General features: G+C 72.7%; 20 protein-coding genes. 9 read left to right on the top strand and 11 right to left on the bottom strand.

All coding sequences use genetic code 11. The annotated features are described in order from the left end of the window. Positions 1–51 precede the first annotated feature (51 nt). Positions 52–381, top strand: a complete 330-nt coding sequence (locus tag IE249_RS24590; RefSeq protein WP_189707994.1) for a hypothetical protein — start codon at positions 52–54, stop codon at positions 379–381. 54 nt (positions 382–435) lie between these two features. Here IE249_RS24590 and IE249_RS24585 read toward each other — a convergent pair whose 3' ends face one another. The 10 genes from IE249_RS24585 to rsmI form a co-directional block, all read right to left on the bottom strand. Beyond that, positions 436–1,161 carry a helix-turn-helix transcriptional regulator gene (locus IE249_RS24585; protein WP_189707992.1) on the bottom strand — a complete coding sequence of 242 codons (726 nt, stop codon included), beginning with the start codon at positions 1,159–1,161 and terminating at the stop codon, positions 436–438. Between the two features lie 277 nt (positions 1,162–1,438). Beyond that, the gene (locus IE249_RS24580; protein WP_189707990.1) at positions 1,439–3,343 is read right to left on the bottom strand and encodes an outer membrane protein assembly factor BamB family protein; all 1,905 of its coding nucleotides are present in this window, start codon (positions 3,341–3,343) and stop codon (positions 1,439–1,441) included. Positions 3,344–3,440: 97 nt separating this feature from the next. Further along, a complete protein-coding gene (locus IE249_RS24575; protein WP_189707988.1) occupies positions 3,441–5,336 on the bottom strand; it encodes an outer membrane protein assembly factor BamB family protein in 1,896 nt (631 codons plus the stop codon). 238 nt (positions 5,337–5,574) lie between these two features. Next, entirely contained in the window at positions 5,575–7,395 is a 1,821-nt protein-coding gene (locus tag IE249_RS24570; RefSeq protein ID WP_189707986.1) for an ABC-F family ATP-binding cassette domain-containing protein, read from the bottom strand. Positions 7,396–7,470: 75 nt separating this feature from the next. Then, on the bottom strand, positions 7,471–8,400 hold the full coding sequence (locus IE249_RS24565; protein WP_189707984.1) for a 4-(cytidine 5'-diphospho)-2-C-methyl-D-erythritol kinase: 930 nt from the start codon (positions 8,398–8,400) through the stop codon (positions 7,471–7,473). Beyond that, on the bottom strand, positions 8,397–9,305 hold the full coding sequence (rsmA, locus tag IE249_RS24560) for a 16S rRNA (adenine(1518)-N(6)/adenine(1519)-N(6))-dimethyltransferase RsmA (RefSeq protein ID WP_189707982.1): 909 nt from the start codon (positions 9,303–9,305) through the stop codon (positions 8,397–8,399). Before rsmA ends, IE249_RS24565 begins: the two co-directional genes overlap by 4 nt. Before the next feature lie 30 nt (positions 9,306–9,335). Then, on the bottom strand, positions 9,336–10,676 hold the full coding sequence (locus IE249_RS24555) for a resuscitation-promoting factor (protein WP_229859248.1): 1,341 nt from the start codon (positions 10,674–10,676) through the stop codon (positions 9,336–9,338). A gap of 211 nt (positions 10,677–10,887) precedes the next feature. After that, entirely contained in the window at positions 10,888–11,760 is an 873-nt protein-coding gene (locus IE249_RS24550; protein WP_189707978.1) for a TatD family hydrolase, read from the bottom strand. Positions 11,761–11,807: 47 nt separating this feature from the next. Further along, complete coding sequence (locus IE249_RS24545) at positions 11,808–12,239, bottom strand: hypothetical protein (protein ID WP_189707976.1); 432 nt, start codon at positions 12,237–12,239, stop codon at positions 11,808–11,810. Between the two features lie 296 nt (positions 12,240–12,535). Next, the gene (gene rsmI, locus IE249_RS24540) at positions 12,536–13,381 is read right to left on the bottom strand and encodes a 16S rRNA (cytidine(1402)-2'-O)-methyltransferase (protein WP_189707975.1); all 846 of its coding nucleotides are present in this window, start codon (positions 13,379–13,381) and stop codon (positions 12,536–12,538) included. A gap of 130 nt (positions 13,382–13,511) precedes the next feature. Between rsmI and IE249_RS24535 the strand changes: the two genes are divergently transcribed. The 3 genes from IE249_RS24535 (at position 13,512) to IE249_RS24525 (ending at position 18,834) form a co-directional block, all read left to right on the top strand. Beyond that, positions 13,512–15,260 carry a dolichyl-phosphate-mannose--protein mannosyltransferase gene (locus tag IE249_RS24535; RefSeq protein ID WP_189707973.1) on the top strand — a complete coding sequence of 583 codons (1,749 nt, stop codon included), beginning with the start codon at positions 13,512–13,514 and terminating at the stop codon, positions 15,258–15,260. Between the two features lie 105 nt (positions 15,261–15,365). Next, the gene (locus IE249_RS24530) at positions 15,366–16,988 is read left to right on the top strand and encodes a penicillin-binding transpeptidase domain-containing protein (protein WP_189707971.1); all 1,623 of its coding nucleotides are present in this window, start codon (positions 15,366–15,368) and stop codon (positions 16,986–16,988) included. 172 nt (positions 16,989–17,160) lie between these two features. After that, positions 17,161–18,834: a penicillin-binding transpeptidase domain-containing protein gene (locus tag IE249_RS24525; RefSeq protein WP_189707969.1), complete on the top strand. Its 1,674-nt coding sequence runs from the start codon at positions 17,161–17,163 to the stop codon at positions 18,832–18,834. Between the two features lie 21 nt (positions 18,835–18,855). Here IE249_RS24525 and IE249_RS24520 read toward each other — a convergent pair whose 3' ends face one another. Next, positions 18,856–19,218, bottom strand: a complete 363-nt coding sequence (locus IE249_RS24520) for an SsgA family sporulation/cell division regulator (RefSeq protein ID WP_189707967.1) — start codon at positions 19,216–19,218, stop codon at positions 18,856–18,858. Between the two features lie 168 nt (positions 19,219–19,386). Between IE249_RS24520 and IE249_RS24515 the strand changes: the two genes are divergently transcribed. The 5 genes from IE249_RS24515 to IE249_RS38395 form a co-directional block, all read left to right on the top strand. Beyond that, complete coding sequence (locus IE249_RS24515) at positions 19,387–20,439, top strand: energy-coupling factor ABC transporter permease (RefSeq protein ID WP_189707965.1); 1,053 nt, start codon at positions 19,387–19,389, stop codon at positions 20,437–20,439. 1 nt (position 20,440) lies between these two features. Beyond that, positions 20,441–21,202: a cobalt ECF transporter T component CbiQ gene (gene cbiQ / locus IE249_RS24510; RefSeq protein ID WP_189707963.1), complete on the top strand. Its 762-nt coding sequence runs from the start codon at positions 20,441–20,443 to the stop codon at positions 21,200–21,202. After that, positions 21,190–21,957: an energy-coupling factor ABC transporter ATP-binding protein gene (locus IE249_RS24505; protein WP_189707961.1), complete on the top strand. Its 768-nt coding sequence runs from the start codon at positions 21,190–21,192 to the stop codon at positions 21,955–21,957. Before cbiQ ends, IE249_RS24505 begins: the two co-directional genes overlap by 13 nt. After that, positions 21,954–22,421 carry a MarR family winged helix-turn-helix transcriptional regulator gene (locus IE249_RS24500; RefSeq protein WP_189707959.1) on the top strand — a complete coding sequence of 156 codons (468 nt, stop codon included), beginning with the start codon at positions 21,954–21,956 and terminating at the stop codon, positions 22,419–22,421. Before IE249_RS24505 ends, IE249_RS24500 begins: the two co-directional genes overlap by 4 nt. Positions 22,422–22,548: 127 nt before the next feature. Then, the coding region (locus tag IE249_RS38395; RefSeq protein ID WP_506367401.1) for an OsmC family protein at positions 22,549–22,745 on the top strand (197 nt) is incomplete at its 3' end.

Genomic DNA, 22,745 nt, shown 5'->3' with positions numbered 1-22,745 from the left:
GCCCTGTGCTACATCCCGTTCTCGTTCTGACCGCGGGAGGATTGAGAGACCATGGCAGAGCACGAGTACTCCGGATACTCCGAGCAGGACGTCCAGCGGGAAGTCACCGAGCTGGAGCAGAAGTCCGCGACCGCCGCACGCATCTTCGACCTGCGGCGCATCATCGGCGGCCTGTTCGTGCTGTACGGGATCATCGTCACGATCACCGGCATCACCGACTCCCAGGCCGCCATCGACAAGGCCCAGGGCGTCAACATCAACCTGTGGACCGGCATCGGCATGCTGATCCTCGGCATCTTCTTCCTGGTGTGGATGAAGCTGCGCCCGGTGGCCCCGCCGCCGGCGGAGGAGCTGCTGGAGGAGCAGAAGCGGACCGAGTGACCCGCGCGGCCGGGCCGGGGTCCGAAAGGCCGGGATCCGAAAGACCCGGCGGGCCTACGACTGCGGCCCAGGCGCACGGTCCGCGGCGCCCCGGTCACCGGACGGTGTCCGGGGCAGCGGGCCCGCGCGGTCCAGCAGGCCGGTGCGGGCCGCCAGGGCCGCCGCCTCCAGCCGGGAGCCGACGCCCAGCTTCATCAGGACCCGCTGGACATGGGTGCGGGCCGTGCTCGGGGCGATGCCCATGCCGGCCGCGATCAGCCGGGTGTCCTCGCCCTCGGCGACCCTGACCAGGACCTCCACCTCCCGGGGGGTCAGCATCTGCAGCAGCCGCTGACCCTCGTCGTCGGGCTGCGCGGCCGGGTTGAGCAGTTCGCTGAAGGCGCCCTGCAGCAACTGCGGAGCGACGGCCGCCTCACCCGCGCGGGCCTTCATGATGGCCCGCTCGACGCCCTCGATGCGCTCGTCATGGCGTACGTAACCGGAGGCGCCCGCCGCGAAGGCCGCCGCGATACCGCGCGGCGAGGGCACCGGGCCCAGCACGACCACCGCCACCTGCGGACGCTCCCGCTTGATCCGCGCCACCGGGTCGAACGCGCCCGGCTCGGCCGGCGCCGCCGTGCCCAGCAGGCACACCTCGGGCGCCCTGCTGATCACCAGCTCCGCCGCGCCCGCGGCCGGCGCCGCCGCGGCCAGCACACGGTGGCCCCGCAGCTTCAGCGCCGAGGCCAGCGCCTCCGCGAGCAGTCGGTGGTCGTCGACCACCATGAGCCGCACTCCCATCGAGCAACCCCCCAGTCCCCCCAACGGATGCCCACTATGGCTGCCCACCACATCCGACGGACAGGCCATCGGACAACCGCACGAACAGCCCTACGGGAGGTGGCCCCCCGGCACACCCGCCCGTCATGCCCCCGGAAGCTACACGCAAGTTCGACATCGCGCTGCCCCTACCGGCGAGAAGTGCCCCGGATCGCCGAAAATCATCACATTCGAGCAGAGATGGGCACAACGCGCACGGCCCCGTCCCTGAGCAGGGACGGGGCCGGAACGTGAGGGATCAGCCGCTCGTGCCGAGGGCCAGCGCCAGGTACTCCTTGCCGAAGGACGACGTCGACTTGTGGGCGAAGACCGCCGACATGTACAGGTGGCCCTGGGAGTAGCGGATCTCGGCGTAGTCCGGGGACATCGCGGTCTCCGCGTCGCGCACCGCCTCCGTGTCGGGGTTCTCCAGCAACTTGGTCTGCTTGAAGCTGCCGCCGTCGATGCTCACGATCTGGCCGCCCTTGTTGAAGGGCGGGCGCTTGTAGGCGATCACGTTGCCGCCGTCCATGCGCAGCGGATAGATCTGGAAGCCGTCGCCGGCGTCCGCGCGCTGGCCGGTCTGCCGGCCGGTGGCCAGGTCGAAGGCGACGACCTCGTTGGTCTGGCTGTACTGGCCGCTGCCGTCGTGCTCCTCGGTCGGGACGTAGAGCCGGTCGTTGCCGACCGCGAGACTCGTGCAGAACTCGATCCGGGTGATGCCGTCGCAGCGGGCCGCGTACTTGTCGCCGGGCGCGGAGATGTGCGCGCGCAGCTTGCCGGTCCTGTTGTCGACGGAGAAGAAGTCGGAGATGCCGCTGCCGTCGCCCGCGCTGTCGCCGACGTCGGCCGCCACGACCAGCGGGTCGGTGGAGACGATCGCCGCGTACTCGATGCCCTCGGACATCTTGTAGTCGGAGATCACCTTCCCGCTCTTCGGGTCGAGGGTCTGCACGTGCAGCTGACGCTGGCCGTACTGCCCGCACTTGCGCAGCGCGACCAGCTTGGGGCCGCCGCCGTAACCGGCGTCGTAGCAGGTGTCGTCCGGCTTGGGCAGCCACAGGGCCTTGCCGTCGGCGATGTCGAAGGCGGCGCCGCCGCTGGTGCTGCCCACGGCGACCGTGGTGCCACTGACGGTGACATTGTCCAGACCGATCGGCTGGTCACCGGACTTGACCGACTTCGTCCACAGCTTGCGGCCCGCGTCGAGGTCGATCGCGGCGAGCTGGCTGCAGCCGTGCGAGGGCTTGGCCTTGGTCGGCATGGCGGGCTCGTAGACGATCGCCGTCCGGTCGTCGGAGGTGGTGTGCCGGCTGGCCTGGCACACCGGGCCGGGCAGCTTGACCGTCCAGAGCTTGGTGCCCTTGTCCGGGTCGTAGCCGACGACCTCGGCGACACCGGTCTTGACGTACGCCTTGGCGGTCAGCCAGGAGCCGGGTGTGGCGACCGTGTCGGTCACGGCGGGCATCGGCACCTGGAAGAGCACCTTGGACGCGGTGTCGGAGGGCACCTTCTCCTTGCCGCCGGAGGTGGTGCCGCCGCTGCCGCCCTTGTCCGAGCCGCCGCCCCCGGTGCCGCCGCCGCTGGAGCTCGCGGTGTCCTTCCTGCCGTCGCCGCCGGAGGACTTGGCGTAGAAGATCCCGCCGCCGACGATCAGCGCGATCGCCACGACGGCCGCGACGATGATCATCAGCTGGGTCCGGCCCTGCTTGCCGCCGCCCGGCTGCCCGGCCTGCGGCTGCATGGGCACGGTCGGCTGCCCCGGATAGCCGTAGCCCGGCTGGGCGCCGTAGGGGGCGGGCTGCTGGGGGTAGGGCTGCTGCTGCGGGTAGGGCTGCTGCTGGGCGTACGGGTTCGGCTGCTGCCCCGGGTAGCCGTAGCCGGCGGGTGGCTGGGCCGGCTGGGGCTGCTGGGGGTAGCCGTAGCCCGGTGCGGGCTGCGGGGGCTGGGGTGCCTGGGGTGCCTGGGGTGCCTGGGGGTAGCCGTAGCCCGGCGGGGGCGCGGGCTGCTGTGGCTTGGTCAGGTCCGGGCCTGCCGCCGGGGACTGCTGCGGGGGCTGCGCGGGCGGGGCCGGCTGCTGGGGCTGGGGCTGCTGGTCCTCGGGCGGGCCGAAACCGCCCTGCTGCGGGGGCTGGTTGGGCGGCGGGGGCGGCGGCTGGGTCATGACGGATGCACCTCGGGGGACGGGGACATGGACTGCGGAGAAGTGGGGTGATCGGAACGGCGCGCGGGGACCGGCCGCGCGCGGCGGCCGGCCGGCCTCACTTGCCGAAGGCGAGCATCAACTTCTCCTTCGAGTCGTCGTTGCCGTTCAGCCGGGTGGTGGAGATGTAGAAGCGCCCGTCGACCCAGTCGACGTCCTTGGAGAAGAAGCCGCTCTCGATCTCGGCGGTGCCGTGCGGGTTCTGCAGGAGCGTCGTGGGCGTGTGGCCCGACCCGGTCGTCGGCACGGAGACGACCCGGCCGCCGGAGTCGTAGGACGGGGCGGCGTACGCGATGAGCCTGCCGTCCTCCACCTTCACCGGCGTCATCGAGGTGTCCTGCGGGGACTTCACCCGCCACTTCTCCTTGCCGGTGGCAAGGCTGATCGCGACGATCTGGTTGGGCCCGGTGACCGAACGGGTGGGCAGGTACAGCGTGCCGGTGTCAGCGGCGACCGCCTGGCAGCCCTGGAGGTCGCGGTCGAGGATGGCGAAGCCGCACTGGGCGTTGAAGGTCGCCTTGGAGTCGACCTGGGAGCGGATCGACCCGTCGTTGTTCAGGGTCGAGATGTTCCAGTGCTTCTTGTCCTTGTCGGTGGAGTACAGCACCACCGGGTCCAGGGAGTAGGCGCGTTCGACCGACCAGCCCTTGGGGATCTTCTTCGTCCACTTGGCCTTGCCCGTGGCCGGGTCGAGCTCCTGGACCTCGTCGTGCTCGTTCGGGCCGCCGGCGCCGCACCAGGAGACCACGATCAGCCGGGCGCCGCCCGCGAAGCCCGCCGGGTAACAGGCCGCGCCGTAGTGCTGCTTGTCGAAGAGGTGCTTGCCGCTGTCGATGTCGTACGCCGTGCCCGACTGCGAGCGGCCGACCATCAGCGTCTTGCCGGTGAGCGACAGCTCGACGGTGAGCGTGCTGTCGAACAGCTGGCCGTCGGGGACCTGGATGCTCCAGCCCTTCTTGCCGGTGTCCAGGTCGATCTGCTGCAGCTGATTGCACTTGGCGCGGTCGCTGCTGCCGCTCATGTAGGCGACGACGACCTTGTCGTCGGCCGACTTGTGCGGGGTCACCGCGCAGATCTTCTGCGGGAAGGTTATCGGCGCCCAAGTGGGGTTGCCGTCGCCGACGTTGTAGGCGAAGACCTGCTTGTACGCGGCCTTCACCGCCGTCTTGCCGGTGATCCACATACCGGGGGCGTCGGCGCCCGAACCGGGCGCGTCCGGAGCCTCCTTGTACCAGAGGACCTTCGCCTCGCCCGCCTTGCGGCCGGAGTTGAGGTTCTCCGGGTCCTTGCCGCCGTCGCCGCTGCCGTCACCGGGGTTGACCGGGTCCTGGGACGCGGTGCCGGTGGCGCCGCCGCTCTTGCCGGCGACCGGTTTCTTCTTCCCGTCGTCGCCACCGCTGCCGGTCACGGCCCAGACGGTGCCGCCGACGACGAGCAGCGCGGCCACGGCGGCGCCGACGACGAGGGCCGGCCGGCCCTTGAACGGGTTGCGCGAGCCGCCGGGCGGGGTGCCGGGCGTCCCGGGCACGCCCGGGAACTGCGGCTGCGGATAGCCGTATCCGGGCTGCTGATACGCGCCCGGCTGCGGGGGCTGGCCGTACGGCCCGGGCTGCTGGGGCAGGCCGTAGGGGCCGGGCTGCTGGGGCGGCGGTCCGTACGGTCCGGGTGCGGCGGGCGCGCCGGGCGCGGCCGGAGTCCCGTAGGGGCCTGGCTGCCCGAAGGCGCCCTGCTGCGGGGGCTGGCCGTAGGGCCCGGGCTGCTGCGGGTAGCCGTAGCCGGGCTGCTGCTGGGGCGGTCCGGCGGGGGGCGCGGGGGGACCCTGCGGGGGCGGGCCCTGGGGTGCGCCGAAGGCGCCCTGGGCCGGCGGCTGCGGGGGCGGTGCCGACTGCTGCGGAGGCTGGTCCTGCGGTGCTCCGGAGCCGCCCTGCGGCGGCTGGTCGGGCGGCTGAGTCATCAGCGCCTCTCCCCCTCGTTCACTGATTTTTAGCCACGCCCCGAGGCACGTGACGGATCCGGGGACGTGCCGAAGCCGGCCCCGGACGGTTCTCAAGCGGTTCTCGGACGGCTCTTTCTATCACCCGCCGCCGACGGCCCACCGGCCCGCGTCCACCCCTGTTCCCAAGGGAGGACCGGGCTGTGATGCCTCCGTTACGCGCCCTCACACCCCCTTCACACGGCGCGCGCGCCGGGCGTCACGCGCCCTGGGCGTCCTCGGCGAGTTCGAGCCAGCGCAGCTCCAGTTCCTCGCGCTCGCCGGCCAGGTCCCGCAGCTCGGCGTCGAGTTCGGCGACCTTCGCGAAGTCGGTGGCGTTCTCGGCGATCTCGCCGTGCAGCCGGGACTCCTTCTCGGAGATCCGGTCCAACTGCCGCTCGATCTTCTGCAGTTCCTTCTTCGCCACGCGCAGCTCGGCCGCGCTCTTCTCGGCGCCCGCCTTCTCCTGCGCGGGCGCCGGGGCGGAGGCGGCGGCCGCCTGCTGCTCCATCCGCCGGCGTCGCTCGAGGTACTCGTCGATGCCGCGCGGCAGCATCCGCAGGGTGCCGTCGCCGAGGAGGGCGTACACCGTGTCGGTGGTGCGCTCGACGAAGAACCGGTCGTGGGAGATGACGATCATCGAGCCGGGCCAGCCGTCGAGGACGTCCTCGAGCTGGGTGAGGGTCTCGATGTCGAGGTCGTTGGTGGGCTCGTCGAGGAAGAGGACGTTGGGCTCGTCCATGAGCAGGCGCAGCAGTTGGAGCCGCCGGCGCTCACCGCCGGACAGGTCGCCGACCGGCGTCCACTGCTTCTCCTTGTTGAAGCCGAAGGTCTCGCAGAGCTGACCGGCGGTCATCTCCCGGCCCTTGCCGAGGTCGACGCGCTCGCGCACCTGCTGCACGGCCTCCAGGACCCGCCAGCCGGGGTCGAGCTCGGCGACCTCCTGGGAGAGGTACGCCAGCCTGACCGTGCGGCCCACGACGACCCGGCCGGCCGCGGGCTGGGTCTCGCCCTCGCTGCGGACGGCGTCCGCCATGGCCCGCAGCAGGGAGGTCTTGCCGGCGCCGTTGACGCCGACGAGACCGACGCGGTCGCCGGGACCGAGCTGCCAGGTCACGTGCTTGAGCAGCACCTTCTCACCGGCCCGCACGGACACGTCCTCCAGGTCGAGGACCGTCTTGCCCAGCCGGGAGGAGGCGAACTTCATCAGCTCGCTGGTGTCCCGGGGCGGCGGCACGTCCTTGATCAGCTCGTTGGCGGCCTCCACGCGGAAGCGCGGCTTGGAGGTGCGGGCGGGGGCGCCGCGCCGCAGCCAGGCCAGCTCCTTCCTGACCAGGTTCTGCCGCTTGGCCTCCTCGGTGGCGGCGATGCGCTCGCGCTCGGCGCGGGCGAAGACGTAGTCGGAGTAGCCGCCCTCGTACTCGAAGACGTCGCCGCGCTGGACGTCCCACATGCGGGTGCAGACCTGGTCGAGGAACCACCGGTCGTGGGTGACGCACACCAGCGCCGAGCGCCGCTCGCGCAGGTGCCGGGCGAGCCAGGAGATGCCCTCGACGTCGAGGTGGTTGGTCGGCTCGTCCAGGACGATCAGGTCCTGCTCGTCGATGAGCAGCTTGGCCAGCGCGATCCGTCGCCGCTCGCCGCCGGACAGCGGCCCGATGACGGTGTCCAGGCCCTTGGGGAAGCCGGGCAGGTCCAGGCCGCCGAACAGCCCGGTGAGCACGTCGCGGATCTTGGCGTTGCCGGCCCACTCGTGGTCGGCGAGGTCCCCGATGACCTCGTGCCGCACGGTGGCGGCGGGGTCGAGCGAGTCGTGCTGGGTGAGCACCCCGAGGCGCAGCCCGCCGGAGTGCGTGACGCGGCCGGTGTCGGCCTCCTCCAGCTTGGCGAGCATCCGGATCAGGGTGGTCTTGCCGTCGCCGTTGCGCCCGACGACACCGATCCGGTCCCCTTCGGACACGCCGAGCGAGACACCGTCGAGCAGGGCACGGGTGCCGTACACCTTGCTGACGTTCTCGACATTGACCAGGTTGACGGCCATTTCACTCCTGCCCGGGGGGATCGATCAGCCTTCAAGCGTAGGGCCTGAGGCGGGTGGGGTGACGCGGGCACCTCCTCAGACCACTGTCGCCCCCGGCACCGGGCCCGCCGTGGTGCGTACCGTGCGGCAGGTGCCCGATTCGGTCAGGGCCCGGGCCACCTTCCCGGCCGAGTCGCCGTCCCGGACCAGGAACGCCGTCGTCGGTCCCGATCCCGAGACCAGTCCCGCCAGCGCCCCGGCCGCGCGGCCGGCCTCGAGGGTGTCCTTGAGGGACGGGCGCAGGGAGAGGGCGGCCGGCTGGAGGTCGTTGGAGAGGACCGCGGCCAGCGCCTCCGCGTCGCCCTTGGCCAGCGCGGCCGTCAGGGCCGCGGACGCCGCGGGCTCGGGAACCCGTACGCCTTCGTTGAGCCGGTCGAACTCGCCGTACACCGCCGGAGTCGACAGCCCGCCGTCGGCGACCGCGAACACCCAGTGGAAGGTCCCGCCGACCTCCAGCGTCCGCAACTGCTCGCCGCGCCCGGTGCCGAGAGCGGCCCCGCCGACCAGACTGAAGGGCACGTCACTGCCCAACTCGGCGCAGATGGACAGGAGTTCGGCGCGGGAGGCACCCGCCTGCCACAGCGTGTTGCAGGCGAGCAGCGCGCCCGCGCCGTCCGCGCTGCCGCCCGCCATGCCGCCGGCCACGGGGATGTCCTTGGCGATGTGGATGTGGACCGCCGGGTCGATGCCCCGGCGCCCGGCGAGCGCGAGGGCCGCGCGGGCGGCGAGGTTGGTGCGGTCCAGGGGGACCTGGCCGGCGTCCGGGCCCGAGCAGGTGATCCGCAGCTCGTCGGACTCGGTGACGGTGACCTCGTCGTACAGGCCGACGGCGAGGAAGACGTTCGCCAGGTCGTGGAAGCCGTCGGGGCGGGCCGCGCCCACCGCGAGCTGGACGTTGACCTTGGCCGGGACGCGGACGGTGACCGCGGTGGGCGTTGCGGCGGGGGTGGGGGCGGGGGCGCTCACTGGTTGCCGGACTCCTCGTGCTCTGCGATCTCCTGGTGCTCCGCGATCTCCTTGTGCTCCGCGATGCGCGCGAACTCCTCGACGGTCAGCGACTCCCCGCGCGCCTGCGGCGACACCCCGGCGGCGACCAGGGCCGCCTCCGCGGCCGCGGCCGAGCCGGCCCAGCCGGCGAGCGCGGCCCGCAGGGTCTTGCGGCGCTGCGCGAAGGCCGCGTCGACGACGGCGAAGACCTCGCCCTTGGTGGCGGTGGTCTTGACCGGCTCCGCCCGCCGGACCAGGGACACCAGCCCGCTGTCGACGTTCGGCGCGGGCCAGAAGACGTTGCGGCCGATCGCCCCGGCCCGCTTGACCTCGGCGTACCAGTTCGCCTTGACGGACGGCACGCCGTACACCTTGGAGCCGGGCGCGGCGGCGAGCCGGTCGGCGACCTCCGACTGCACCATCACGAGGGTGCGCTCGATGCCGGGGAAGGTGTCGAGCATGTGCAGCAGCACCGGGACCGCCACGTTGTAGGGCAGATTGGCCACCAGCGCGGTCGGGGCGGGGCCCGGCAGCTCGGTGACGTGCAGGGCGTCGGAGTGGACCAGGGCGAAGCGGTCGGCGCGGCCGGGCATGCGGGCGGCGATCGTCGCGGGCAGCGCGGCGGCCAGCACGTCGTCGATCTCGACCGCGGTGACCCGGTCGGCCGCCTCCAGCAGCGCCAGGGTGAGGGAGCCGAGCCCCGGGCCGACCTCGACGACCACGTCCTCGGGGCGCACGCCCGCGGTGCGGACGATGCGGCGGACGGTGTTGGCGTCGATCACGAAGTTCTGGCCGCGCTGCTTGGTGGGCCGCACGCCGAGGGCCGCCGCGAGTTCGCGGACGTCGGCGGGGCCCAGGAGGGCGTCGGGGGTGGGGCTGCTCACCGCACCAGGGTACGGGGGCCGGGGACGGGCTCAGGAGCGCAGGCGGTCCCCGCAGTGCGGCCAGGGGCTCGCGCCGCGGCGCACGTACAGCTTCTTGGCGCGGTACGTCTGCTCCTCCGGCGAGGCGTCCTGCGGGCGGCCGGACCCGCCGAGGCTGTGCCAGGTGCCGGTGTCGAACTGGTACAGCCCGCCGTACGTGCCCGAGGAGTCCACCGCGCCCGGCCGGCCGCCCGACTCGCACTGGGCGAGCCCCTGCCAGTCGAGGTGCTCAGCGCCCCGCACCGACGGCAGGTGGGGCTTGGTGCCGTACCGGACGAGCTGGGCGCGCGGCTCGCGCACCACCTCCGAGCCCAGCCGCCGCGGCCGCTGCCGGACGCCGTTGACGGTGCGCAGGGAGTAGGCGACCCGGCGCACTCCCGGCTGCCCGGCCCGGTCGACGACCTCGGTGTCCGTGAACAGGGTGGGGTCGGCGGTGCGCCGCACCGCGAACGGGATCGGCTCCTCGCGCACCTCGCGGGTCCCGGTGATCCTCAGCACGGTCACGGTCTGCCCGTCCCGCGGGAAGCTGCCGGGCGGCACGGAGGTGGCGTCCTGGCCGTGCAGGGTGATCCCGGCCTCCTCGACCGCCTCGCGCACGGTGGCGGCGTTGGTTCGGATGGTGCGGGCCCGGCCGTCCGCCATGATCGTGACCGAGCGTTCGGTGCGCACGTCGAGCGCGAGCCCGGCGCGTCCGATGGACCGGGAGCGCGCGACCGAGAGGTACGCGCCCTCCGCGCGCACCCCCAGCTGCCTGAGCGCTCCCTCGACCGTGCGCGCCGTCGTCCACACCTCGTGCCGCTGCCCGTCGAGGGTGAGCCGGACCGGGCGCCCGTAGCGCACCTCGACCTCGTCGCCGCTGGCCAGCGCGGTGCCGGGGCCAGGTGTCACCTCGTCGTGCGCGCCGGTCCGCACGCCCTGCTCGGACAGCAGCTCGGAGACGTCGTCGGCGAAGGTGTGCAGGGTGCGGGAGCGGCCTTCGACGTCGAGCTCGATGGCCTTGTCCTTGGCGACGAACGCGGTGGTGCCGCCGGCCAGGAACGCGACGACCAGCGCCTGCGGCAGCAGCCTGCGCACGCTCGTCTCCGGGCGCTCGGTGTACCGGGCCCGGCGCCGCCGCGCGCCCCGCCGGCCGCCGCCGCCCGCCTGCCGGGGCAGCACCGGGTCCGGCTCGGCGCGGCGCTCGTGAGCGGGGCGGTAGGTGTCGCCGTAGGGCAGCGTGTCGGCGGCGTGGTAGGCCTCGTAGGAGGTGTACGCCTCATAAGCCTCGTAGGGCTCGTAGGACTCGTAGCGCTGGTACGGCTCGCAAGGGTGCTCGTACGGCTCGTAGGTCACCCGCTGCGTCGGCTCGTACGCCGTCCCGTACGCCGTCTCATACGCCGTGTCATACGCCGTGTCGTACGTCGTCTCGTACGGCGATCTGCTCACGCAGGCACGCTCCAGGGGTCCGAGGAGTCCGGGGGTCCGGATCGGGCCCCCAGAACCTAGCGGAGCGCTCGTCACTCTCCAAAACGACTCGGCCACGCAGTGTGGTGGCCCGATGGGGTCAGTACCCGAAGGCGCGTGCGGTGTTCGCGGCGATGGCCGCCGCCAGCGTGTCCTCGTCCACGCCGCGCACGGCGGCCATGGCACGCACCGTGAGCGGGATCAGGTACGGCGCGTTGGGCCGCCCGCGGTGGGGCATCGGCGTCAGGAACGGCGCGTCGGTCTCGACCAGCACCAGCTCCGCCGGGGCGACGGCGAGGGCGTCCCGCAGGTTCTGGGCGTTCTTGAAGGTGACGTTGCCGGCGAAGGACATGAAGTAGCCGGCGCCGGCGCAGATCCGCGCCATCTCGGCGTCGCCCGAGTAGCAGTGGAACACCGTCCGCTCGGGGGCGCCCTCCTCCCGGAGCACGCGCAGGACGTCGGCGTGGGCCTCGCGGTCGTGGATGACCAGGGCCTTGTCGTGCCGCTTGGCGATCTCGATGTGGGCGCGGAAGGAGCGCTCCTGGGCGGCCTTGCCCTCTGGGCCGGTGCGGAAGTAGTCCAGTCCCGTCTCCCCGACGCCCTTGACCTGGGGCAGCGCGGCCAGCCGGTCGATCTCGGCGAGGGCCTCGTCGAGCCCGGCGTCGCCGCCCGGCTCCCGGGCGCCCTGCCGGGACCAGCCGTCGGGGTCTCCGTGCACGATGCGCGGAGCCTCGTTGGGGTGCAGGGCGACCGCCGCGTGGACGTTGTCGTACGCGGCGGCCGTCTCGGCGGCCCAGTGCGAGCCCTTGACGTCGCAGCCGACCTGGACGACCGTCGTCACGCCCACGGACGCGGCCCTGGCCAGGGCCTCCTCCACGGTGCCGGACTGCATGTCCAGGTGGGTGTGGGAGTCGGCGACCGGGGTGCGCAGGGGCTCGGGCGAGGGGGGCGCCGCGTTCTTGTCGGAGGACATGCCCCGATCGTACGAAAGGGGCACGCCCGGGGCCGGACAGGCCCTGGTCAGCCCGCCTTGCGCTGGAAGGGGTGCAGGAGGTCGGAGAGGTGCCAGTGGTGGTCGCCCTGCTTCCGGGCCGCCGCCTCCTCCCCGGACGGGGACTCGGACGCCGGGGACACCACGGGGCCGGCCGGGGGCTGGTGCCGGCGCTCGTGCTCGTGCAGGTGGTGCTGCACGGACGACACCTGGCCCGCCCGCATGATCCGCACGACGTTACCGTCGCAGTTGTGGCAGCTCGGCCTGGTGAGCGGGGACGGGACGACCCTGCCCTCCGCGACGTACAGCACGAACTCGTTGCCGTCGCCGTCGGTGTGGTGCTCTATCTCGTACGCCTGCTCCCATCCGTGCCCGCATCGCATGCAGGCGAAGGAGTAGGACTCGTTGACGACGGCGGTGGCCGTGCCGCGGTGGCCGGTCTGCCCTGCGCTCTCGCTCATGCCAGCTCCTCGTGTCCGCTGGACGAAGGGACGGGTATGCGTCCCTTTCCCCCAGTGGACGACTTCACCTGGCCGAACGCACCAGGCCTGCCGAGTGTTGGAGCCGATTTGGCGGTTGCTTGCCAAACGGTCCCCCGGACGGCAGGTGTCGCTTTGCCTTTCCGTCCAGCCGTTTACCCCCTCATGGGGCGCACGCTCATGAGAGATACGCCCTGCTCAGAGCGGGTGTGAGTCACCTCTCACACCGGCGTGCGCGGCACCCGCGACGCGTGTCCACCGGGCGTGGACCGTGGGTCTCAGCCCGCGTGTTTCGCGGCGACCACCGCGTCGAAGACCTCGCGTTTGGGGACGCCGGCCTCCGCCGCGACCGCGGCGATGGCCTCCTTGCGGCGCTCGCCGGCCTCCTCGCGCACACGGACCCGGCGGACCAGTTCCCCGGCGCCGATCTCCTCGGCGCCCTTCTCGGGGGCGCCCTCGACCACGACCGTGATCTCGCCGCGCACGCCGTCGGCGGCCCAGTCGGCCAGTTCGGCGAGGCCGCCGCGCCGTACCTCCTCGTAGGTCTTGGTCAGCTCGCGGCACACGGCGGCCCGCCGCTGCGCGCCGAAGACCTCGGCCATCGCGGCGAGGGTGTCGTCGAGCCGGTGCGGGGCCTCGAAGTAGACCAGCGTGCGCCGCTCGGCGGCCACCTCCCGCAGCCGGGTCAGCCGCTCGCCCGCCTTGCGCGGCAGGAACCCCTCGAAGCAGAACCGGTCCACCGGCAGCCCGGACAGCGCGAGCGCGGTGAGCACCGCGGACGGCCCCGGCACGGCGGTCACCCGCACGCCCTTCTCGACGGCCGCCGCGACCAGCCGGTAGCCCGGGTCGGACACGGACGGCATGCCCGCGTCCGTCACCAGCAGCACCCGTGCGCCGCCGAGCAGCTCCTCGACCAGTTCCGGGGTGCGGGCGGACTCGTTGCCCTCGAAGTAGGACACGATCCGCCCGCCGGGCGTGACGTCCAGGGCCTGCGCCAGCCTGCGCAGCCGCCGCGTGTCCTCGGCGGCCACCACGTCGGCGCCGGCCAGCTCCGCGGCGAGCCGGGGCGGCGCGTCCTGGACGTCGCCGATGGGGGTGCCCGCCAAAACAAGGGTTCCAGTCACGCGTCCCATCCTCTCAAGCCCCGGGCGGCGCCCTCCCGAGCCCCGGACCGGCCCGGGTGCGGGCGGACGCATTCGGCACCGGATGCGGCATGCACGGGACTCACACAGCCCCGTTCCCTACGATGGCGCGGTGACCAGTACCGCGTCCTCCACGGACACCCGGCATGGACCGGCCCCGCACGACCAGCGGCCGTCGTGGCAGCAGCGGCTGCGCCGTTTCGGCTACGCGGCGGGGCAGGCGGGGCCCGCAGACGACGTACGGACGCGTCTGGTGCCGCCGTACACGGCGCCCAGCGCGCGCCTGTGGGCGGCGCTCGGCGTCCCGCGCACGCTCGGCGACCGCCTCGCCCGCTGGTCGGGCTGGGGCGGTCCGCTGCTGGTCACCCTGATGGCGGGCGTGATGCGCTTCTGGAACCTGGGCAGCCCGAAGGCGGTGATATTCGACGAGACGTACTACGCCAAGGACGCGTGGGCGGTCGTCCACCGCGGCTTCGAGCTCAACTGGGACAAGAACGCCAACAACCTGATCCTGAACTCGGGCGGCCACGTCCCGCTGCCCTCCGAGGCGGCGTACGTCGTGCACCCGCCGGTCGGCAAGTACGTGATCGGTCTGGGCGAGCTGGTCTTCGGGTTCAACCCGTTCGGCTGGCGCTTCATGACCGCGCTGCTCGGCACCCTGTCGGTGCTGATGCTGTGCCGGATCGGCCGCCGTCTGTTCCGGTCGACCTTCCTCGGCTGTGTGGCGGGCACGCTGATGGCGCTGGACGGCCTGCACTTCGTGATGAGCCGGACCTCGCTGCTCGACGGCGTGCTGATGTTCTTCGTGCTGGCCGCCTTCGGCTGTCTGCTGATCGACCGCGACCGGGCGCGCGAACGGCTGGCCGCCGCGCTGCCGGCCGGCGCGGACGGCCGCGTCCGCCCCGACGCGCACACCGCGGAGACGACCCGGCTGGGGTGGCGTCCCTGGCGCTGGGCGGCCGGGCTGATGCTGGGCCTGGCCATCGGCACCAAGTGGAACGGCCTGTACATCCTGGCCGCCTTCTGTGTGATGGCCGTCCTGTGGGACGTCGGCTCCCGCCGGGTGGCCGGCGCCCACCACCCGTACACGACGGTCCTGCGGCGCGACACCGGCATCACGTTCCTCGCGACGGTCCCGGTCGCGATCGCCGTCTACCTGGTCTCCTGGATCGGCTGGATCCGCTCCCCCGCCGACGGCAGCGGAGGCTACTTCCGCGACTGGGCGGCCACCGCCGGCAAGGGCGGCGACTGGACGTTCCTGCCGGACTGGCTGCGCAGCCTGTGGCACTACGAGCACGAGGTGTACGAGTTCCACGTGGGCCTGTCCTCGCCGCACACCTACCAGTCCAACCCCTGGAGCTGGATCGTCGACGCCCGCCCGGTGTCGTACTTCTACGAGTCGCCCTCCCCCGGCACGGACGGCTGCCCGGCGAACGCGGGCGGCAAGTGCGCCCGCGAGGTGCTCGCCATCGGCACCCCGGTGCTGTGGTGGGCGGCCTGTGCGGCGCTGGTGTACGTGCTGTGGCGCTGGTTCTTCCGCCGCGACTGGCGCGCCGGCGCCATCGCCTGCGGCGTCGCGGCCGGCTATCTCCCCTGGTTCCTCTACCAGGAGCGCACGATCTTCTTCTTCTACGCGGTCGTCTTCGTGCCCTTCCTCTGCCTGGCCGTGACGATGCTGATCGGCGCGATCATCGGCCCACCCGGCGCCGGCGACACCCGCCGCGTGGCCGGCGCGACCGCCACAGGCGTCCTGGTCCTCCTCATCGCCTGGAACTTCATCTACTTCTGGCCCCTTTACACCGGCACGTCCATTCCCATCGACCAATGGCGTTCACGTATGTGGCTGGATACCTGGGTTTGAGTCAGTGGGCTGATCACTGTTCGGAGAACATCCGAAAACAGGCCTCACACAAGCCCCTCCAGCCACCTAGAGTGCGTGGGTTGGCCACGGGGAGGGGAGCGCGGTATGCGCAAGGGGGCGAAAGCCGCCGTCATCGGCGGGGTGTTCGCCGCTCTGGTGGGCGGTGCCGGGTACGGGGCGTTCAACTTCGTGTCCGCGATGAACGGCGGCTCGGTCGTCGGCGGGGCGCAGCCGGTGCGGACCGGGCCGCCGGATGCGGACGAGGTCAAGGACACGTCGGCGAAGTTCTTCGCGGCCTGGGAGAAGGGGCAGGCGGCCACCGCCGCGTCGTACACCAACTTCCCCGAGGCGGCGAGCGAGTTGCTCACGGCCTACGGGGGCGCCGCGCACATCACGGGCGTACGGATCACGCCGGGGGCCGCCACCGGCACCACCGTGCCGTTCTCGGTGAAGGCCACCGTCTCCTACGGTGGGAAGTCCGAGCCGCTCGCCTACCGCAGTGAGCTGAGCGTCGTGCGCGGCGCCAGCACCCACCGCCCGCTCGTCGACTGGCAGCCCTCGGTGGTCCACCCGGAGCTGCACAAGGGCGACACGCTCGTCACCGGCGAGTCCGAGGCCCCGCCGATCGAGGCCGTGGACCGCGACGGCACCGTGCTGACCAAGGACAGGTTCCCCTCGCTCGGGCCGATCCTGGACGAGCTGCGGTCCAAGTACGGCGACAAGGCGGGTGGCACCCCGGCCGTCGAGCTGAGCATCCGGCACACCGACACCAACGCCGCCGAGACCCTGCTCATCACCCTCACCAAGGGCAGGGCGGGCAAGCTGCGCACCACGCTCAGCGCGAGCGCGCAGGCCGCGGCCGAGCAGGCGGTGCAGCGCTACGCCGAGTCCTCGGTCGTGGCCGTCAAGGCGTCCACCGGCGAGGTCCTGGCCGTGGCCAACCACCGCAACGACGCGTTCAACGCGGCGTTCCTCGGCCGGCTCGCACCCGGCTCCACCATGAAGATCATCAGCGCCGCCACCCTCATCGACAACGGCATCACCACCGCGGCCGGGCCGGCGCCCTGCCCGGACCAGGCCGTGTGGCAGAGCCAGACCTTCCACAACCTCGAGGGCATGAAGCCCGACGAGCACGCGACGCTCTCCGACAGCTTCTCCCGCTCCTGCAACACGGCGTTCGTGAAGTACGCCGACTCGGTCAAGGTGGACTCCCTCACCAGGGAGGCGCAGGAGCGCTTCGGGCTCGGCCGGGACAACTGGAAGACCGGCATCCCCTCCTTCGACGGCTCCGTCCCCGCCTCCGGCGGACCGGACACCGCGGCCAACATGATCGGGCAGGGCCAGGTCCAGATGAGCCCGCTGAACATGGCGTCGGTGACGGCCACCGCGACGACCGGCGCGTTCCGGCAGCCGGTGCTCGTCCCTCCGGGTCTGGACGACCGCGAACTGGCCCGCGCCAAGGGCCTGCCGGCGTCCACGGTCGCCCAGCTGCGGCAGATGATGCGCCGCACCGCCACCACGGGCACCGGGGCCGTCGCCATGTCCGGGCTGAGCGGCAGCATCGGCGCGAAGACCGGCTCCGCCGAGGTCGACGGGCAGGCCAAGTCCAACAGCTGGTTCACCGGTTACCGCAACGACGTGGCGGCCGCCGCCATGACCCAGGAGGGCGGCCACGGCGGCGACGCGGCCGGCCCGATCGTGGCGGCCGTACTGCGCGCGGCCGGCTGAACCGGCCCGCGGGGTCCGGAGGGACACGGTCCGAATGTCCCAGCTTGGCTACGGACAGGTGGCCGAGGGCGTTCTCCCGGGACGGGACTCTAGGGTGGTTGCCGTCGTTGACGAGTGTGAGGCTGCGAGGGCAGCGGGGGCGCCCCGGGGAACTGGCGGAGGACGGAAGGCAGTGGGCAAGAGAAGGCGCGTCGCCGAGCGGCGGAGGACGGGACCCCTCGTGGTCGGCGGCGTGATCGCCGCGGTCGTCGGCGGCGCCGGCATCGGCGGGTACGCGCTGTACGGCGGCGGAGCCGCGGCCGAGGGCCGCTCGCAGGACGCCTCCGCCGCCCGCACCAAGAGCGTCAAGGCCGGACCCCTGTCGGCAGCCGAGGTCCGCACCACGGCCGAGCGCTTCCTGACGGCGTGGCAGCAGGGCAGGACCGCCGAGGCCGCGTCCGCCACCAGCGACTCCGCGGCGGCGGGCACCCTGCTCACCGGGTACGCCAAGGACGCGCACCTGAAGGACATCACCCTCACCGAGGGCACGCCGAGCGGCGCGAAGGTCCCCTTCTCGGTGAAGGCGACCGTGTCGTACAAGGGCCTGACCAAGCCGCTGGCGTACGACAGCGCGCTGACCGTCGTACGGCGTGCCGACGACGGCCGGCCGGTCGTCGACTGGCACTCCGCCGTGGTGCACCCGGACCTCAAGGACGGCGACACGCTGGTCACCGGCGAGTCCGGCACCCCGCCGGTGAAGGCGCTCGACCGGGACGGGGGCGAGCTGACCGCCGCGAAGTACCCCTCGCTGGGCACGGTGCTGGACGGGCTGCGCGAGAAGTACGGCAGGACGGCCGGCGGAAAGGCGGGCGTCGAACTGCGGGTGATCCGCGGCGCGGCGTCGAAGAAGGCCGAGCTGTCCGACAAGACGCTCGCCGAGCTGAGCAAGGGCACCCCGGGCACGGTGAGGACCACGCTGAGCCCCACCCTCCAGGCCGCCGCCGAGAAGCGGGTGGCCGAGCAGGACCGCGCCTCGGTGGTGGTGATGCGCCCGTCCACCGGCGAGATCCTGGCGGTGGCCAACACCGGCCACGGCTTCAACACCGCCTTCCAGGGCTCGCTCGCCCCGGGCTCCACGATGAAGGTCATCACCTCCTCGCTGCTGATCGAGAAGGGCCTGGCGTCGGCCGAGAAGCAGCATCCGTGCCCGAAGACGTTCACCTACGGCGGCTGGAAGTTCCACAACGACGACGACTTCGAGATCAAGGGCGGCACCTTCAAGGCGAGCTTCGCCCGCTCCTGCAACACGGCCTTCATCAGCCAGGCGAAGAAGCTGGGGAACTCCGACCTGACCCGGCAGGCCCAGGAGGTCTTCGGGCTGTCCCTGGACAACTGGTCGATCGGCGTGCCGTCCTTCGACGGCTCGGTGCCCGTGCAGTCGGCGGCACAGATGGCGGCCTCGCTCATCGGCCAGGGCGGGGTGCGGATGAACCCGCTGAACATGGCCTCGGTGGCCGCGACGGTCAAGTCGGGCACCTTCCACCAGCCCTATCTGGTGTCCCCGTCCGTCGACCACCGCAAGCTGGCCACCGCCTCGCGCACCCTGTCCGCCTCCACGCTCTCCCAGCTGCGCGAGCTGATGCGGTACACCGCCGCCTACGGCACCGCGGCCCAGGCCATGTCGGGTCTCGGCCCGGACTACGGCGCGAAGACGGGCTCGGCGGAGGTCGACAACCAGAAGAAGCCCAACGGCTGGTTCACCGCCTACCGCGGCGACCTCGCGGCCGCGGGCGTCGTCCAGGCGGGCGGCCACGGCGGGGACACGGCCGGCCCGATCGTGGCGGCCCTGCTGAAGCTGGGCGGCTGACGCCCGGAGGGGACCGGGCCCTCAGCGGTGTGCGACGGCCGTGGCCGTCGCCGCCGCCATGTAGGTGCGGCGGAGGAATCTCAGCAGCGACCTGCTGTCGAACTGCACCACCGCGACACCCTGCGGGGAGTGGAACTCGACGACCGTCTGCACCCGCCCGCACGGCCACACCCGCACCTCGCCGGTGCCGGCCGGGGCGCGCAGCCCCTGTTCGAGCAGGGAGCGGGAGAAGGACCACTCGTGGGCCCCGGGCAGGACGATACGCACCAGCCGGGGGTCGTCCCGCGGGTCGTAACGCAGCACGACGGGCACCGCGTCGCGGTCGTCCTGGATGTCGTGGTCCGTGACTATGTGAGCACGCGCGTACTGTTCGACTACCGACATCGGACGACCCCTCACGCCGTGTGACCTGTGCGGAAGCTGTTCATCCTCTCCCATCAATGTCGCATATTTCCCGGATTGCGCCTCTCGAACCCCGTGCGGCCGACCGGGACCAAGTCAAGAGGCACTCGCTCTTGCAAGTGGTTCGCAACAAGCCACTATCATCGAACGGTGCATGTGCCTGACGGATTCATCAACGCCCCCACCTCGGCCGCCACCGGAGTCGTCGCCGCCGGCGCCCTCGCCGTGAGCCTGCGCGGCGCGCGCCGCGAGCTCGACGAGCGGACCGCGCCGCTGGCCGGGCTGGTCGCCGCGTTCATCTTCGCGGTGCAGATGCTCAACTTCCCCGTCGCGGCCGGGACCAGCGGCCACCTGCTCGGCGGCGCGCTCGCCGCGATACTCGTGGGCCCCTTCACCGGGGTCCTGTGCGTCAGCGTCGTCCTGCTCATGCAGGGCATCCTCTTCGCCGACGGCGGCCTGACCGCGCTGGGCGTCAACATCACCGACATGGCGATCGTCACGACCGTCGTCGCCTACGCCGTCTTCCGCGGCCTGGTGAAGGTGCTCCCGCGCCGCCGCCGCTCGGTCACCGTCGCCTCCTTCGCGGCCGCCCTGGTCTCGGTGCCGGCCGCCGCCGTCGTCTTCACGCTGATCTACGCGGCCGGCGGCACCACGGACGTGGCGATCGGCAAGGTCGCCACCGCCATGATCGGCGTGCATGTGCTCATCGGCATCGGCGAGGCCACGATCACCGCGCTGACCGTCGGCGCCGTCATCGCCGTACGGCCCGACCTGGTGTACGGGGCGCGGGGCCTGGAGCAGCGGCTGAAGCTGCGGGTCGGCGGCGAACTCGTCGACGCCCCAGCCGCCGCACCCGCCCCCGTCCCGGCCGCCGCCCGGTCCCACCGCAAGCTGTGGGTCACCGGCCTGCTCGCGTCCCTGGTGCTGGCCGGTTTCGTCAGCTTCTACGCCTCCGCCAGCCCCGACGGTCTGGAGAAGGTGGCCCACGACCAGGGCATCGACAAGAAGGAGGAGCGGCACGCCTCGGCCGGCTCCCCGCTCGCCGACTACGGCGTCAAGGACGTCTCCGACGCCCGCCTGTCCGGCGGCCTCGCCGGTGTGATCGGGGTCGGCGCGACCGTCGTCGCGGGCAGCGCCGTCTTCTGCGTGGTCCGCAGGCGCCGTACGGCCGCCCCCGAGTCCTCCACCGCCGGGGCGGCCTGAGATGGGCGCCGGCCACGCGCACCGGCTGTACCGGCACGGGCACTCGCCCGTGCACGCGCTGCCGCCGCACACCAAGCTGGCCGCCGCGTTCGCGTTCGTGGTGGTCGTGGTGTCGACCCCGCGGGAGGCGACGTGGGCGTTCGCGCTCTACGCCGCGCTGCTCGCCGCCGTCGCGGCGGCGGCGCGGGTGCCCGCGGGGTTCGTGCTGCGGCGGCTGCTGATCGAGGTGCCGTTCGTGGCCTTCGCGGTGCTCATGCCGTTCGTCGCCGAGGGCGAGCGGGTGGATGTGCTCGGTCTGTCCTTGAGCGTCGACGGCCTGTGGGGCGCCTGGAACGTGCTCGCCAAGGGCACCCTCGGCGTGGCCGCCTCCGTGCTGCTCGCCGCCACCACCGAGCTGCGGGAGCTGCTGCTGGGCCTGCAGCGCCTGAGGCTGCCACCGCTGCTGGTGCAGATCGCCTCCTTCATGATCCGCTACGGCGACGTCATCACCGACGAGATGCGGCGCATGCGGATCGCCCGTGAGTCGCGCGGCTTCGAGGCGCGCGGCCTGCGCCACTGGGGCGTGCTCGCCAAGTCCGCGGGCGCGCTGTTCATCCGCTCCTACGAGCGCGGCGAGCGGGTCCACCTGGCCATGGTGAGCCGCGGCTATGCCGGTTCCATGCCGGTGATCGACGAGGTGACCGCCTCCCGGGCGCAGTGGTCGTACGCCCTCGCCCTGCCCTGTGCCGCCCTCGTCGTGTGTCTGCTGGGATGGGTCCTGTGACGACTGCACCTGCCTCCCTCGAGGTCTCCGGCCTCGCCTTCGCCTACCCCGACGGCCACCAGGCCCTGTTCGGCGTGGACTTCACCGTCGCGCGCGGCGAACGGGTCGCGCTGCTCGGCCCGAACGGCGCCGGCAAGACGACCCTCGTACTGCATCTCAACGGCATCCTGAGCGGCGGCGCCGGCACGGTGACGGTGGCCGGGCTGCCGGTCGGCAGGAAGCACATGGCCGAGATCCGGCAGCGGGTCGGCATCGTCTTCCAGGACCCGGACGACCAGCTGTTCATGCCGACCGTGCGGGAGGACGTGGCGTTCGGCCCGGCGGCGGCCGGGCTGAAGGGCGTGGAGCTCGAGCGGCGGGTGCGCACCGCGCTGGAGCGCGTCGGCATGGCGGACTTCGCCGACCGCCCGCCGCACCACCTCTCCTTCGGCCAGCGCCGCCGGGTGGCCGTCGCGACCGTGCTGGCGATGGAGCCGGAGATCCTGGTCCTGGACGAGCCCTCGTCCAACCTCGACCCGGCCTCGCGCCGCGAACTCGCCGACGTACTGCGCTCCTTGGACGTGACCGTGCTCATGGTCACGCACGACCTGCCGTACGCCCTCGAGCTGTGCCCGCGGGCGCTGATCCTGAGCGACGGGGTGATCGCCGCGGACGGGCCGACCGGCGAACTCCTCGGCGACGACGCCCTGATGCGCGCCCACCGGCTGGAGCTGCCCTTCGGCTTCGACCCCCGGTCCGTGACAATGGGCGCGTGACGCATCAAGAGGACGAGGGTGCCGCCGGGTCGCTGCTCCTGGACGACCAGCTGTGCTTCGCGCTGTACGCCGCCCAGCGCGCCGTGACGGCGGTGTACCGCCCGCTGCTCGACGAACTCGGCATCACCTACCCGCAGTACCTGGTGCTGCTGGTCCTCTGGGAGCGCGGTGAGACGACCGTGAAGGAGCTGGCCGCCGCCCTGCGCCTGGACTACGGCACGGTGTCGCCGCTGCTGAAGCGCCTGGAGGCGGCGGGGCTCGTGCGCCGGGAGCGTTCGGCGCGCGACGAGCGCTCGGTGCTGGTGGCGTGCACCGGGCGCGGGGAGGAACTGAGGGAGCGCGCGGCACGGGTGCCCGGCGCGCTGCTCTCGTCGACCGGGCTCGCCCTGCCGGACGTCGCGCGGCTGCGCGAGGAGCTGTGGAGCCTGGCCCGACGGGCCGAGGCGGCCGCGCGCCGCCACTGACTCGGGTCCCGTGCCGCGACCCGAGCGGTTACCCCTGGTTTTCGGCCCCTGGTGCGGACAACTGACATACCGGCCAGTACCTTGTGCACGATGTACTCGCGCGCACCTTTCCCGGGGAAGGCCGACCATGACTGACGGCACCGCCGCCGACACCCGCCCGACGAAGATCGTGTACGTCGCCGAGGCCACCGCGCACGGCGGCCGCGACGGCTATGTGACCAGCCAGGACGGCCACGTCGACCTCAGGGTCGCGATGCCGCCGGAGCTGGGCGGCGACGGCAACGGCACCAACCCCGAGCAGCTGTTCGCGGCCGGCTTCAGCTC

This window comes from Streptomyces anandii JCM 4720, assembly GCF_014650655.1.
GTDB lineage: Bacteria > Actinomycetota > Actinomycetes > Streptomycetales > Streptomycetaceae > Streptomyces > Streptomyces anandii.
Note: the sequence above shows the minus strand (reverse complement) of the source record. Positions and strands in the feature narration are given on the sequence as shown.